Below are 13,659 nucleotides of genomic sequence, written 5' to 3' on the forward strand. Positions count from 1 at the left end.
GTCCGCCCCGGACCAGCTCTCCTCGGCGTCCGGCCCGGGACAGGGCGGGCGCCGACCTGCTGGGGGAGGGCCGCGCTGACCTTCGGGTCGCCCTCGATCCGGGCGGTGACGGAGGTGGCCGGCCTCGCTGCGCCGGGACGGCTTCGGCCGGCATCCGGCGCTGCTCGTGCGACGGCAGGGGAAGGGAGGCGTCCTGGGCGAGCACCGGTGCTCCCGTCGAGGGAAGCGACCCGCATCGGCGGGCCGCGGGCAGGGCCGGGACCGATCCGCCCGGGTACTGCTACTGTTACGGGTACGGGTACGTACCCGTACCCGTAGCGCCGAGAGGGAAGGAACAGCACCGTGGCCGATGCCAACGTGCGCATCCCCGCCGAGACCCGAGACCGCCTCGCCGCTCTCGCCGCCGGTGAACACATGTCCCTGCGCGCCTACCTCGCCCGCCTCGCCGACACCCAGCTCACCCCCGCCGAGCGCGCCGAGCGCGCCGAGCAGGCTCGCCAGAAGCTCCAGGCCTGGAACGGTTACGACCCCGACGCCGTCCACGCCGCGGACCTGGACGCCGAACTCGACCGCCGCCTCGACCAGGCCGCCGGCCTGTGACCGACACGCACGTCGTCCTCGACGACACCGCCATGGTCGCCGCCGGCCGCGGCAACCTCCTCGCCTCCCGCCTCATCCACCGCGCCCACGCCGAAGCCGGCTGGCACCTCTACGCCCCCGCCTGCGCCCTCGTCGAAGCCGACCGCGAACGCCCCGGCACCGCCGAACACCTCGCCGCCCTACCCGCCCTGACCGTCCTCGACCTCGACCTGCCCGCCGTCCTCGCCCTCGCCGCCGACACCACCTGGGCCCAGGCCCACACCCGCTACGCCGCCGCCCCGACCCCCGAGCGGCCCACCGGCGCCCTCGTCGCCACCGTCGACCCGCAGCGCTGGAAGGGCCAGCCGGTCCGCGTCATCGACCTCACCCCGTAGCCGTAGCCCGCAGCGGTGCGCAATCCGCGTCGCTGGATGGCTGACCGGCACACCGGTCACTGAGCCTTTTCAGGGAGGCCACCGATCGGGTGACGGCCGGGTGTTCGGGATGAGGGCAGAACGAACGAGGCTCCCGGGCGGTTGAGCGAGATGTCTCACGTCTCAAGCAACCAGCCAGGAAGCCTCGTTGGTCATCTATCCTGCCGCACTGGACCTGCCGCACGCCCTCGTCGAGTGGGTCACCATGCTCATCGTCACCCGCGAGGGTGACCGCCGCTGCAAGCTCCGCCCTTCGCAACGAGCCCTGGTCGCGCTGGTCTACCTGCGCAAGCACGACACCCTCGCGCAGATCGCCGCCGGCTTCCGGATCAGCGTCGGCACCGCCCACGCCTACGTCCACCAGGTCACCGACCTCCTCGCCAAAAGGGCACCTGGCCTCACGCAGGCACTGCGCGAAGCCGACCCTGAGTACGTCCTGATCGACGGCACCCTCGCCGAGTGCGACCGCGTCGGCGACGGCCGCGCCGACTACTCCGGAAAGCACCGCCGCCACGGCGTGAACCACCAGGTCATCACCGGCCCGACCGGCAAGCTCGTGTGGATCTCCCGCGCCCTGCCCGGCCGCACCCACGACCTCACCGCCGCCCGTACCCACCGCATCGCGAAGACCTGCGTCCGACTCCGCGTCCCGGCCCTGGCCGACATGGCGTACACCGGCGCCGGCAGCACCTTCGCCGTACCGACCAGACGTCCAGCCCGCAAGGAACTCAGCCCTGCACAGCGGTCGTTGAACCGAGCTCACGCCCGGCTCCGCCACCCGGTCGAGCGAGGCGTGGCCACGCTCAAGCGCTGGAGAATCTTCCGTCATGCCCGATGCAGCCCGAACTGGCTGACGTCAGCAGCCAAGGCCGTCCTCACCCTCGAGCTTCAACGCTGAAAAGGCTCACTCACCTGGCTGGCCACAAGGGGATCGTCGAGCTCGGACAGACGGATCTGCAGCGGCCCATTCCGTGGCCGGACAGCAGCGCCGACGCCGTCGTCTCGTACAACGTGCTCGAGTGTCTGCCCGACCCGGCAGGACTCATCAGAGAGGCCGCACGACTGCTCAAACCAGGGGGTCGGCTGGTTCTTGCACACGTCGACTTCGACTCGATCATGGTCGGGGGCACGCCTGTCGACCTGGATCGGCGGGTCTGTCACGCCTTTGCGGATGATCGGCAACCGTGGATGGATCACGCGGACGGCAGGATGGGCCGCGCGATCCCTGGACTGATCGCTGCCTCCGCGCTGACCGAGCAATAGTCAATAGTTCTGGATCAGTGCGTTTCTCTTGATCCGCTTTCGGCGCTGCCTGTCTTCAGCTGCCTGCGAAGGCTTCTGAGCTCTGTGAGCTGCTCTTGGTTGCGTGGAGTCCTTGAAGCCTGGGTTACGATCCAGGCGTAAGGAGAAGCACGAGCTGTGCCAGCACCACGTAAGTACCCTGATGAACTCCGCGAGCGCGCCGTCCGCGAGGTCCGCTCGACCGGCCGCCCGGTGGCGCATGTCGCCCGCGACCTCGGCATCCACAAGGAGGCCCTGCGGTCCTGGGTCCGTCAGGCCGAGGCCGACGCCGGTGAGCGCGACGACCGCCCGACCAGCTCCGAACTGGAGGAGCTGAAGCAACTCCGCAAAGAGAATGCCGAGTTGAGACGAGCCAATGAGATCCTCAAAGCGGCCAGCGTGTTTTTTGCCCAGGAGATCGACCGTCCCCGGACGAGGCCGAGCAGGTGATCGACCACCTGCGAGAGGGCTTCGGGGTCGATCCCGTGTGCCGGGTGCTGGAGCTGTCTCCGTCGACGTACTTCGCGCGGAAAACGCGGCCGAAATCTGCCCGCCGTCTGCGCGACGAGGAGCTGATTTCCCTGGTCACGGCCACGTGGGAGGACTCGGGCCGAACCTACGGCGCCCGCCGGATCACCCGCGCGCTGGTCCGGTCCGGCCACGCGGTGGCCCGTTGCACGGTCGAGCGGCTGATGCGCGACATCGGGATCGAGGGCGTCATCCGCGGCCGACGCCGCCGCACCACGATCCCGGAGCCCACCGCGCCGCGCCCGCCCGACCTTGTCAACCGCCGGTTCACCGCCGAGCGGCCGAACCAGCTGTGGCTGGCCGACCTGACCTACATCCGCACCTGGTCGGGCTGGGTCTACGTGGCATTCGTCCTGGACGCGTACTCCCGCCGGATCGTGGGCTGGCAAGCCGCCACCCACATGCGAACCGACCTGCCGCTGGACGCGTTGGAGATGGCGCTGTGGCGGCAGCGGATCAAGAAGGACGCCGGCCTCATTCATCACAGCGACCGCGGGTCGCAATACGTGTCCATTCGCTACACAGAGCGATTGTCCGAGGCCGGCGCCTCGGCCTCCGTCGGTTCCGTCGCCGACTCGTACGACAACGCGATGGCCGAGGCCCTGAACGGCACGTTCAAGGCCGAACTGATCGAGCATCAGGGACCGTGGCGGGACTTCGACGAAGTCGAGCGGGCCGTCTTCCAGTGGGTCGCGTGGTACAACGGCGAACGGCTCCACTCCGCCCTCGGCTACATCCCGCCCGACGAATACGAGCAGGCCTACTTGGCGCAACTGGAGCAAGTCCCGCAGACCGCCTGATCACACGATCACGGACTCCACGAAACTCGGGGCAGCTCACCGCTTCCACCAGAGGGATGCATGCGAGCACCAACCTTGCGATTGCGCCAGGGATCCGTTCAGCCGCATAGAGGACAGCGATGAACGCTCCTAGGCCGCTGAGGATGATCGCCGACATAGCCACTCCGACTTCTCCTTGATTGCCGACCCAAGCGTTTCGCTGGGCCTTCGCCCTGGCAGGGCGTTGTTCTGAGACCTAGGGGGTAGGTCCAGGACTACCTCACGCCGATCGGTGTGTCGAAAAACTTGCCTCCCATGCGTGATGGATCCGCGAGGGCACCACCTATGTCGTATCGACAGGAGAGCAGGTTCCGACAGGTCTAGGAGAGGCATGCGAGATGAGCAGCCCGGGGTGCCGCCCCCGCCGACGTTGTCGCCGGGTGGTGACGAGCTGGCAGAGCAGGCAACGGGATCCGTTCTCCCGGCCGGCGGGTTGTTCCGAGTCCAGGTAGCCCCCGACCTGGAGCGCCTTCAGCAGGAACAGCTCTCGTCGGAAGAAGCCGACCGAGCGCGCAGCAAGAGTGATCAGCAACTCTACGAGCGTCTTAAGTCCTCTGGCTTCGCTGGGTTGCAGTGGGAACTGTTCGCTGATGCGCTAGCCACCTATGCACTTCCAATTCTTATGAACTGGCTGTACACAGGAGAGATTTTCGCGCAATGCGCAGCGCGCGGTCGCCCCGTGAAGCGTCGCGGCGGTGCAGACTTGACGGTCCTGCGACAAGACCGAGACGAACGCGAGGAACTGGCTTGCGAGACTATCGCTAGAGGGATCCGCACGTTTCGCGAGCATGCAATGGTTAACGGCGGTTGGAGATCTGATCGCGGCGCCTCGCTCAAGACATATTTTGTCGGAGCTGCAGCCATGGAGTTCGGTGCGGTTTACGAAAGGTGGGCTAGCGAACATTCCCGCAGGCCGCCAACCATCCCCGAAGACATTCATGAAATCTCGGATATCAGAGGGTCAGCCGAGGAATCACCTGAGGCTTCCATCGAGGCCAAGGACTTTGTCAGTCGAGTCCTATCAAGCATCCCTGATGGTGCAACTAGGACAGCCGCATTTCTTGCCATGAACGACTATAGCAACAAAGAAATCGGTGAACATCTAAATATGTCGGCAGGTGCCGTCGCGATGAGGCTCTCTCGCCTGCGGAGGCAGAAATCCAAAGAATCGATCGATAGTCCAACAACCTTCGTGCCGATTAACGGTAGCCCGAGAGGGGAGGGAAAGTGAGCCAGTCGAACTTCAACATCGATGCCGTCGAAAATGCAATTGAACAGCTCGAAGGAATCCGGTCCGGTTCCGGCACTTCCGACATCGACGAGTGCCTCGCTGAGCTCCGCCGCGCACGCCGGGCTTTGCGCAGCACTACCGTTGAGCCGCTGACCATTAGCCCTTCAGTGATTGGAGTCCTGGAGCTCTTGCAAGACATTGAGGAGAGCTCCTTGGGTACGCCCGGCGCACGTTCCCTCCGCAGCCGAGCTAGCGCTGGGTCCCGCCGAACCATCGCCAAGCACCGCGCGCTTCTGGAGCCCGCAGTTGGCGCTAATTCGATGGAAATGGGGTCAAAGAGGTATCGAAAGGGTAGCCCCTATGATCGACTTATCACGACTACCGACATGGACGGCGTCATCACGGTTGAGGCAGGCCTGATCATTCGGCTCCTTGGCGAGGAAGAATTCAGGATGCCTGCGACTCTCACATACCGTTCAAGCGATCCATATGCCATCCTCATGTGCGTGAACCCGGGGACGGAAAATGTCACCTGGACCTTTGGTCGGAGTCTTATCTATGAGGGGATCAGAAAGGTCGCAGGAACGGGCGATGTGAAGATTTGGCCAGGCTTCAAGATCCCGGAACGAGCAAGCAGCAGGGGTGGCCAAGCTGGCTTCGAAGTGCCCTCAAGCTTGCGTGAGATGCGACGAGCGCCAAATCTCTACGTCTCTCTCAGTTCGCCTGAGGGTGACGCCTTGCTATGCCTGGACCGGAATGCAGTGAAGGCGTTTCTGAGGCGCACTCAAACAGTAGTTTCCATTGGATCGGAGTCATCGATCCTGAACTCCGCAAACTCGGAAGAAATTATCCTCGACCACCTCAACCGCCAGCCCCCATCGGCGCAGTAACCGTTGATTCTCCCCTCTCCCAGTTGACGAAGGGTTTCTACTTCCCGAGATCTACAGGGCCGGGGCCGCCACCGACTTATAGGGCGGCCCCACCTGTAAGGAGGTGCGGGTGCGGTAGGCCGGTGGATGCCTGTCGGCGGAGGTGGACAGGAGGACCTGAGTCCAGCTGCTGGTGTCGACGGTGGCGTCGACATAGTCGTCTTCGAGGTTGCCCTGCTGCCAACGGTCAGGTCGGCGCCGAGCTGATGGTGGAAGACGTGCCAACGCGTTGCGGACCCGGTGCAACGCCATGAGGCAGTCAGCGGATAGCAGGATCAGCCAGCCCGCAGGGTCGGGGTTCGGCTTGCCAGCCACCTTCGGTTTGAGCAGCTCCAGGGTATCGGCAGCGGTCGAGAGGGTGGAGGCGTGCAGCGACCACGCTTCGTTGGGGTGGCGCTCCGAGGCGGATACGGCGTGGGCGAGGAACGCCTACAGAGTGCCGGATTCACGCGCCCAGGCCTTGGCGGGAGGTAGAACACGGGCCAGGCCTCCGCCATAGGAGAGGAAGAAGAGGCCACCTCTGTCCTCTGCCAGCCCCGTGGGCGCGCCAATCCGTACGCTGCTCCGAACCACCCGTACTTGTCGAGCTACTGCCAGGTCCGGGATTATCGACGGTCGAAGGTCCGGGGTTGGGGAGCAGGGGGATTCGAGAACATGGCTGAGCCGCGTCGGGATGCGACGTCCAGGGTTGCCGATCTGCTGTCGTCGCCGCTGGTGAACGGGGTGTTCGGCTTCATCGGCGTCGCTACGCCGCTGGTCGGCTGGCTCGGTGACTCGATCAGCCTCCACGCCGTTGTCGTCGTGGAGACCGCCCTCGTACTGCTCCTGGTGACCGGTCATATCTGGATGCGCCGGGTTTACATCACTTTGCGCCGGGCCAACAACCGGAACATGGACGACGCCAAGTACTTCGACCTCGTACGCAGCCAGCTGGAGCGCGAGCTGATCTCCGACTTCGGGGAGATCGCGGACGGGCACCTGCAGGTGTACGCGGGCGAGGTTCCGCGGCTGTCGGTGCTGCTGTTCCAGTCGCTGATCGACTCGGGCACCGAACCGCAGCGGGTGCTTGCCGCGGACCTGACGACGAACCCGAACCTGCTCACCCAGCGCCGGGAGTACCTGGCGGTCAACCGGCGCCTGATCGAGGCCGGCGGCACGATCAACCGCCTGTTCATCGCGTACGCGGCCGACCTCGTACGCGAGGACTACGCCCGCGCGCTGCTGCAGCTGGTCAACCACCACCGCTCCCTCGGCGTCACCTGCGGCATCGCGGTGCGCGACCGGCTGCGCGCCGACCAGGCCGTCGACTTCGTCGTCGTCTCCCGCGCCGCGGTGCTGGTGGAGGAGGACCAAGGCGACGCTGACTACACCCGCGGCCGCTCCTCGGTCTATTTCAAGCAGGTCGACCGGTGGACCGGCCGGTTCGAGTCGATCTGGGGCCACGGCGCGGGCGCAGCCCCGTTCGTCCTGCAGGCCTACGAGGCCGTGGCGAGGCCGATGCTGGACGCCGCGGCGTGGGACGAAGCCAAGGCCGCCGAAGCGGTCGAGCGGCTCTGACCGCCTGCCGGACAGCCCGCGGGGGATGATCACCGCCTCGGTACGATGGAAGGCAACGAGCCGAGCGGCCCACGCCGGTGCAAGGCAGGAAGCAGCTTCTCCATGTCCCGACTTTCGATCACCAAGACCCACGGATCCCGCAACGACATCTTCGTGATCGACGGCGCGCCGGACCTCTACTGGCGCTCCGAGGACCTGGTGCGCGCGGTGACGAAGCTGTGCGACCGCCGCACCGGGCTCGGCTCGGACGGCGTGTACTTCGTCGACGACCACGGAGACGGCACCGCCCAGGCCTGGTTCTTCAACCCCGACGGCTCGCCCGCGCTGCTGTGCGGCAACGGCATGCGCTGCGCGGGCCGCCTGCTGCTGGACCGCCACGGCGCCGAGTCTTACACGGTCAACACCGGCCCCTATACCTTCACCGTGCGCGCAGCCGAGACCACGCCGCACGGCGTGCGCCAGGTCGCGGTCGAGCTCCCGCCGGCCGACTTCTCCCCTGCCAACCCGATCGTCGCGAACGTGGCCTCGCCGTTCGTCGGACAGGTCCTGCCCGCCTACCACCCCTCGCTGCAGGCGACCGCGGTCGCGATGCCGAACTCGCATCTGGTCAGCGTCGTTGACTCCTACGACCGCAATGACCTGGTCGCCACCGGCAGCCGCGTCGCCGACCTCACCAGCGACTTCCCGATCGGCGCGAACGTCTCCTTCGTCCAGCCGATCGCCGACGGCGAGGTGTTCGTGCGGACCTTCGAGCGCGGCGCCGGCCTGACCCCCTCGTGCGGGTCCGGTAACTCCGCCTCGCGCGCGGTGCTCTCCCGCCTCGGCCTCGCCGACGCCGACCAAGCCGTGGTCATCCGCAACGTCGGCGGCCCGGCCCGAGTGTGGCTGCAGGAGAAGGCTGGCCAGTGGCAGCCCGTCCTCGAAGGCAACGCCACTGTCGTCTACCAGGTCGACCTCGACCCCGAGGCGCTGCTGGGCGACGCCCCGCTCGACCTGGTCCCCGGCGAGACGTACCTGTCCGAAATCAGCGCGTTCGATCTGCTGTACAAGGACAATCTGAAGGCACTGGAAGCTGCCGGAGTCAGCGCGTCCGAGCTCTAGGCGACCCGCGGCCCCTCCCCCTCCCCGCCGCCCGGCCCGCCTGGACCGGCAGCGCGCAGGGGGAGGGAATCCGATGGGAGTAGTTCACCTGGGAGTGCAGGGCTGCCTGCTGCTCATCGCGGGGGCGGTCGCCCTGCGCCAGGCCGACCGCTGGTGGTTCAGCCCTCACCGCGCCGCCCGGCAGCGCGCCCTCACGCGGCGCGACCTGATGGACCTCCAGCGCCAGCGGGCCAACGACATCACCCCCGTCCTGCTGATGGCCGGGCACGGCGCGGAGATCGCAGGGTGGTGGATGCTGGCCACCGCGGCCGGATCGGCCGGCTGGGCGGCAGCAGCGCTGGCGATGGCGGTGAAGTTCCGCCACCTCCAAGAAGTCAGCCACTTCGCAGTCCACGGAGTCCTCACCCGTTCCCCGCACCTGGGCACCCTCCTCGCCGAGACCTGCGTGCACCTGCCGCTGGGCCTGGGCCCGGTCGCCGACCGGCGCCGCCGCCACGTCCGCGAGCACCACCCCAACGCCACCGTCACCGGAGTCGACCCCAACCTCGCCGACTTGGAGCAGGCTGGCCTGCTTCCCGGCACGACCCGGGCACGCTATGCCGCTGGGATCGTCTTCCCCCTCACCCCGGCCGGTCTCGCCGCGACCTGCCGCTCCATCGCGGCCAACGTACGGCCCGCCATCCACGGCTGGAGCCGCACCGCGGCCCTCGCTGCCGTTTTGGCGGCCGCGCTCATCCTGGGCGGCTGGCCCGCCGGGGTGTTCGGCCTCGCCGTCCCGCGCTTGCTGCTCTACCCGCAGCTCGCCTGGATGTCCCTGATTGTCGAGCACCGCTGGTTCGACGCCGCCCCGCCCGCCGGGCCCGGGCCGGTTGCCCTGGAAGCGGGGCGGTGCCTGCGCCTGTACCCGAGCAGCCCGGCGATGGCGCTGCTCGCCCGCGGGACCTGGCTGCCCTACGGCGACCTGTTCCACTTCGCGCACTCCGCGCACCCGGCGGTCCGGTGGAACTACCTGCCCGCCCTGGAGAAGGCGCTGGGCATGCCCGCGGCCGCTCCTCCCGGCCTGCTGCTGGGCGGTGAAGCCGTCATCACCCGGCACTGGCGCGCACTGGGCGGAGGAAGGGCGCGAGGGGGAGTGTCGGATGCGGCACCGGGCCGGGAGCGCACTGCACCCTCCCCCACGGCTTCTCAGGTGTAGCAGTCCTCAATGATCTGGGTGATGAGGTCGAGCGATCCTCGGGCACTGAGCGCCCTGATGAACACGTGATCGAACACCTGGGTGAGGTCCTGGACGTCGCGGTCCCTGTTGAGCAGGAGGGGGCCGGCGGGAGAGTCGACGTGGACGACGGTTGGCTGGTCCGTGAACTTGAACAGCGAGAACGCGCCGGACATCCCAGCGTGCGCGCCGATGCCGAAGGGCACGATGCGCACCCGCACATTGGTGAGTTCCCGTTCTGCGCGAACGAGCCACTCCAGCTGCTCACGCATTACCTCGGCGCTGCCGACAGGCCGCCGCAGGGCCGCTTCGTCGAGCAGTAGGAACAGCCTGAGCGGGCCCTCTCCGCGGTGTAGGACCTCGGCGCGGCGGGCGCGCAAGTCGGCCAGGCGGTCGATGGCGTAGGGGCTGTGGGTGCGGCCTTCGGCGAGCAGGGCGCGGAAGTAGGCGTCGGTCTGCAGCAGGGGGTGGATCCGCACCAGTTCCAGCGCCAGTTCGTCGGTCGCGGAAGTCTGCAGGCCGAGAAGGGCGTCCATGCCACTGGGCAAAACGTCTTCGTACGGCTCCCACCAAGCGGTCTGCTCGGTTTCGCCGAGCAGGTGCAGGAGCTGGTCGACGTCGCCCTGGTCGTTGACGCCGAAGAGTTCGGCCAGGCGGCGCAGCTCGCCCGGTTTGAGGACGGCGCCGGTGAGCTTGCCAGTTTCCAGGCGGGAGATGCGGGTCTCGGAGCAGTCGAGGAAGTCGGCGACCTGCCGCATGGTCATGCCGCGCTTCTTGCGCAGACGGCGCAGCTCGGCGCCCAGGTGCATGCGGGAGTCGAGCGGGTTGCTCAGGCTCACTAGGCGGACTCCTCGGGCAGGCGTGTTCTTGCGCGGCGCAAGTGCGTGACGCAAGTCTGCCTGATGAGGGATGCGGCCTGCCATGGGGTCCTCCGGTCCGGTCCGGCCGATCGGGCGAATAAAAGTTCCGGATTCAAATCGAGAACTTCACCTAGCGGCTCACGCACTTGCGTCAAGAACTTGCGTCGCACTTGCGTGAAGGTCCACTGTAGAGCCCTGCGCCTCGAGCGCGCAGGCTCCCGTGAGGACGACCGGGCCGCGGCCCGCCCTGCAGAAAGCCCCCGAGACCCCAGTGACCCGCTCCCTGCCCTTCACCAAGGGCCACGGCACCGAGAACGACTTCCTCCTCGTGCCCGACCCCGACGGCCAGCTCGGCCTCGCCCCCGCCGAGATCGTCGCCCTGTGCGACCGGCGCAACGGCATCGGCGCTGACGGCCTCCTGCTCGTGGTTCGCTCCGCCGCCCACCCCGACGCCGCCGCCATGGCCGCCGAGGCCGAGTGGTTCATGGACTACCGCAACCCCGACGGCACCACCGCGCAGATGTGCGGCAACGGCATCCGCGTCTTCGCCCGCTACCTCCTGGCCACCGGCCGAGCCGAGCCCGGCACCCTAACCATCGCCACCCGCGCCGGCGTCCGCCGCGTCCACATCCCCGACGCGCAACCAGGCAGCCGCATCACCGTCGACATGGGCCGCCCCCTCTTGCCAGGACCCGACGACATCAAGGTCATCGCGAACGGCCACACCTGGCCCGCCACCCACGTCGACGTCGGCAATCCCCACGCCGTCGTCCACGTCGACGACCTCTCCGACGCCGGCAACCTGCTCACCCCACCCACCGTCGAACCCGCCTCCGCCTACCCCGACGGCGTCACCGTCGAGTTCGTCACCACCCGCGGCCCCGCCCACCTCGCCCTGCGCGTCCACGAACGCGGCGTCGGCGAGACCCGCTCCTGCGGCACCGGCGCCGCCGCGGCCGTTGCCGCCGCCCGCCACCGCGACCCGAACCTGCCCGCTGGCCGCTACACCGTCGACGTCCCCGGCGGCCGCCTCACCGTCCACGCCGAACCGGACGGAACCCTTCGCCTGAGCGGCCCCGCCGTCCTGGTCGCCGACGGCACCGCCCACCTCGACCGCATGGGCCGCACCGGCGACGAGCACGCCTGACTTCCATCCGCCCCGCCCCAGCCCCGGGGCGGGGCCCCGACGTCCGGGAGCAGCACCATGACCGACGACTTCCAGCCCGCCACCGGAAAGACCCCGCCTCCCGCCGCCCGCGCCGCTGTCGCCTACCTGGACGCCGACCTCGACGTCACCTCCGCCGACCTCGCCCTGCGCTGGTGTCGCCTGCGGGCCAGTGCAGAAGGCTGGACCCTCACCCGCGTCATCACCGACCCCGACCCAGTGCACACCGCAGATGCGGAGCGCGAGGGCTGGCGGGAAGTCGTCCGGCTCGCGGCCAGCGGCGCCCTCGCCGGGGTCATCACCGTCAACCGCTCCACACTCGCGCGCTGCGCGACGGACTGGGACCGCGTCGTTGCCGAACTCGCCGCCCATGGGACCCGGCTCACCACCGTCCGCGCCCACGACCTGCCCGTACCGGCACCTGGCTCCCTCTAGCTGCTGCCACCAGTGCCCCAAAATGCGCAGGGCGCCGCCGTCGCCACCGCCGACCCAGCCCGTTGGAAGGGCCAGCCGGTGCGCGTCATCGACCTCACCTCCTGGCCTCCTCTTTTTGATGATGCAGGGCTCTGCAACATTCATTACATGATTCACCAACCCAGAGCAGCGATCGTTACATCCAAGGCGTAATGAATGCTGCGAACCTATGTAAGTATTGATGCATGGACCGGTCTGAGCAGATGGTGATCATCGGTGGGATCGCCGCCGACCAATGGGGCCTGGTCACCACCAAACAAGCCGCAGCCCAGGGCGTGAACGGCGTCCAGCTCATGCGCCTCACCGAAGCCAGCCTGCTCGAACGCGTCGGTCGAGGTGTCTACCTTGTCCCCGCCGCCGGCTACCCCACCCACCTCGAGATCAAGGTGGCCTGGCTGCGTCTGGCTCCTGAGAAGCTGGCCTGGCAGCGCGAGGCTGCAGACCCAGACTCGGGGGTGATCTCCCACGCCTCCGCGTGCCTGCTCCACGAACTCGGTGACATCCCGGCCGGCCAGGTGGAGATCACCGTCCCGCGCCGCCGAGTCACCCGCGAACCCGATGTGCGCCTGCCAGTCGCCCAACTCGACCCAGCCGACATCACCCTGGTTGACGGACTTCCGGTCACCACACCCGAACGCACCATCGTGGACTTGCTGCGCGCACACATTGATGCCGGCCACATCGGCGGGGTCATCGCCGATGCCGATCACCGCGGTCTCATCTCCGTTGACGTCCTGGCCGACCGCGTTCAGCCCTTCGCAAAGTTCTACGGACTGACCCCCTCGACAGACGGAAGCTTCCTGATCGACCACCTCGTCGCCCAAGCCGGTACCCAACTGCGCGAGGACGACGCGAAGCGGGCTGCCGCCGCCGCCTACACCTACGGGGCAGCCGACACGGTCCGCCGCCTGAACCTGCCCGCGGTCATCGAGTCGACCCCCACGCTCTCCCCGGCGGTGCGAAAGCTCCTGGACAGCAGCCTGGCCGGCCGCCAGGCTCAGCTTGCCCGGATGCTCGCACCTCTTAACGAGGAAGCGAACGCGGCGATCGCGCGCATGGTCGTGTCCGTGGCTGAGCAGCTGCGCGCCAGTAACGACGAGGCGAACGCGGCGATCGCGCGCATGGCCATGCCGGCCGCCGAAATGCAGGCGGCGATCGCGCGCATGCTCGTGCCCGTGGCTGAGCAGCTGCGCGCCAATAACGAGGAAGCGAACGCAGCGATCGCGCGCATGTTCGCACCCGTGGCTGAGCAACTGCGCGCCAGCTCGTTCCCAGCTGCTGTGACACCGGACCGCATGCTCCGTGCAGAAGTACGCGCGGCCGCGCAAGACCGACCAACAACAGGCACAGCAGATCCGTTGCCCCCCGCGCTGCCGTCGGCGCCAACCCGGCGACCCCAGCGCAAGGGAGAGAACGAAGCCGAAGACCAGTCGAACTGACGACCGCTCAACCCTCTGAACACCGAGCC

At 68.0% G+C, this 13,659-nt stretch carries 14 protein-coding genes; 13 read left to right on the forward strand and 1 reads right to left on the reverse strand.

The annotated features are described in order from the left end of the window. Nucleotides 1–342 precede the first annotated feature (342 nt). The 10 genes from QSK52_RS33775 (at nucleotide 343) to QSK52_RS33815 (ending at nucleotide 9,674) form a co-directional block, all read left to right on the forward strand. Entirely contained in the window at nucleotides 343–600 is a 258-nt protein-coding gene (locus QSK52_RS33775; protein ID WP_285740059.1) for a hypothetical protein, read from the forward strand. Between the two features lie 32 nt (nucleotides 601–632). Then, complete coding sequence (locus tag QSK52_RS33780; protein WP_380276922.1) at nucleotides 633–974, forward strand: hypothetical protein; 342 nt, start codon at nucleotides 633–635, stop codon at nucleotides 972–974. Between the two features lie 187 nt (nucleotides 975–1,161). After that, nucleotides 1,162–1,911, forward strand: coding sequence for a transposase family protein (locus QSK52_RS33785; RefSeq protein WP_285740061.1), 750 nt, complete (start codon nucleotides 1,162–1,164; stop codon nucleotides 1,909–1,911). Continuing rightward, entirely contained in the window at nucleotides 1,848–2,276 is a 429-nt protein-coding gene (locus QSK52_RS39580; RefSeq protein WP_352230344.1) for a methyltransferase domain-containing protein, read from the forward strand. The genes QSK52_RS33785 and QSK52_RS39580 overlap by 64 nt, the downstream gene beginning before the upstream one ends. A gap of 156 nt (nucleotides 2,277–2,432) precedes the next feature. Then, nucleotides 2,433–3,622, forward strand: a protein-coding gene (locus QSK52_RS33790) for an IS3 family transposase (protein WP_285740062.1) whose coding sequence is annotated in 2 segments (ribosomal slippage) — nucleotides 2,433–2,697 and nucleotides 2,697–3,622 — 1,191 coding nt in all. Because the reading frame shifts where the segments join, the coding sequence is not laid out codon by codon here. Between the two features lie 370 nt (nucleotides 3,623–3,992). Beyond that, complete coding sequence (locus QSK52_RS33795; protein ID WP_285740063.1) at nucleotides 3,993–4,892, forward strand: RNA polymerase sigma factor; 900 nt, start codon at nucleotides 3,993–3,995, stop codon at nucleotides 4,890–4,892. After that, complete coding sequence (locus QSK52_RS33800) at nucleotides 4,889–5,782, forward strand: SsgA family sporulation/cell division regulator (RefSeq protein ID WP_285740064.1); 894 nt, start codon at nucleotides 4,889–4,891, stop codon at nucleotides 5,780–5,782. The genes QSK52_RS33795 and QSK52_RS33800 overlap by 4 nt, the downstream gene beginning before the upstream one ends. A gap of 693 nt (nucleotides 5,783–6,475) precedes the next feature. After that, nucleotides 6,476–7,378: a hypothetical protein gene (locus QSK52_RS33805; protein WP_285740065.1), complete on the forward strand. Its 903-nt coding sequence runs from the start codon at nucleotides 6,476–6,478 to the stop codon at nucleotides 7,376–7,378. Between the two features lie 102 nt (nucleotides 7,379–7,480). Further along, a complete protein-coding gene (dapF, locus tag QSK52_RS33810) occupies nucleotides 7,481–8,479 on the forward strand; it encodes a diaminopimelate epimerase (protein ID WP_285740066.1) in 999 nt (332 codons plus the stop codon). Nucleotides 8,480–8,552: 73 nt separating this feature from the next. Next, nucleotides 8,553–9,674, forward strand: a complete 1,122-nt coding sequence (locus tag QSK52_RS33815; RefSeq protein WP_285740067.1) for a fatty acid desaturase — start codon at nucleotides 8,553–8,555, stop codon at nucleotides 9,672–9,674. Here the strand turns inward: QSK52_RS33815 and QSK52_RS33820 are convergent. Further along, nucleotides 9,665–10,531: a helix-turn-helix domain-containing protein gene (locus tag QSK52_RS33820; RefSeq protein WP_285740068.1), complete on the reverse strand. Its 867-nt coding sequence runs from the start codon at nucleotides 10,529–10,531 to the stop codon at nucleotides 9,665–9,667. The genes QSK52_RS33815 and QSK52_RS33820 overlap by 10 nt on opposite strands. Before the next feature lie 292 nt (nucleotides 10,532–10,823). On the opposite strand from QSK52_RS33820, the gene dapF (QSK52_RS33825) reads away from it, so the two are divergent. The 3 genes from dapF (QSK52_RS33825) to QSK52_RS33835 all read left to right on the forward strand — a co-directional run bounded on the left by dapF (QSK52_RS33825) (nucleotide 10,824) and on the right by QSK52_RS33835 (nucleotide 13,630). Further along, entirely contained in the window at nucleotides 10,824–11,699 is an 876-nt protein-coding gene (dapF, locus tag QSK52_RS33825; protein ID WP_285740069.1) for a diaminopimelate epimerase, read from the forward strand. A 57-nt stretch (nucleotides 11,700–11,756) separates the two neighbouring features. After that, nucleotides 11,757–12,152, forward strand: a complete 396-nt coding sequence (locus QSK52_RS33830; protein ID WP_285740070.1) for a hypothetical protein — start codon at nucleotides 11,757–11,759, stop codon at nucleotides 12,150–12,152. 224 nt (nucleotides 12,153–12,376) lie between these two features. Then, nucleotides 12,377–13,630, forward strand: a complete 1,254-nt coding sequence (locus tag QSK52_RS33835) for a type IV toxin-antitoxin system AbiEi family antitoxin domain-containing protein (RefSeq protein ID WP_285740071.1) — start codon at nucleotides 12,377–12,379, stop codon at nucleotides 13,628–13,630. Nucleotides 13,631–13,659 lie beyond the last annotated feature (29 nt).

The organism is Kitasatospora phosalacinea (assembly GCF_030268885.1).
Taxonomy (GTDB): Bacteria; Actinomycetota; Actinomycetes; order Streptomycetales; family Streptomycetaceae; genus Kitasatospora; species Kitasatospora phosalacinea_C.

Bases quoted from the DNA above. Each gene is read 5' to 3' on its own strand.
- QSK52_RS33780 (WP_380276922.1), top strand. From the start codon at position 633: ATGGTCGCCGCCGGCCGCGGCAACCTCCTCGCCTCCCGCCTCATCCAC.
- QSK52_RS39580 (WP_352230344.1), top strand. From the start codon at position 1,848: ATGCAGCCCGAACTGGCTGACGTCAGCAGCCAAGGCCGTCCTCACCCT.
- QSK52_RS33795 (WP_285740063.1), top strand. From the start codon at position 3,993: ATGCGAGATGAGCAGCCCGGGGTGCCGCCCCCGCCGACGTTGTCGCCG.
- QSK52_RS33805 (WP_285740065.1), top strand. From the start codon at position 6,476: ATGGCTGAGCCGCGTCGGGATGCGACGTCCAGGGTTGCCGATCTGCTG.
- dapF (WP_285740066.1), top strand. From the start codon at position 7,481: ATGTCCCGACTTTCGATCACCAAGACCCACGGATCCCGCAACGACATC.
- QSK52_RS33815 (WP_285740067.1), top strand. From the start codon at position 8,553: ATGGGAGTAGTTCACCTGGGAGTGCAGGGCTGCCTGCTGCTCATCGCG.
- QSK52_RS33830 (WP_285740070.1), top strand. From the start codon at position 11,757: ATGACCGACGACTTCCAGCCCGCCACCGGAAAGACCCCGCCTCCCGCC.
- QSK52_RS33835 (WP_285740071.1), top strand. From the start codon at position 12,377: ATGGACCGGTCTGAGCAGATGGTGATCATCGGTGGGATCGCCGCCGAC.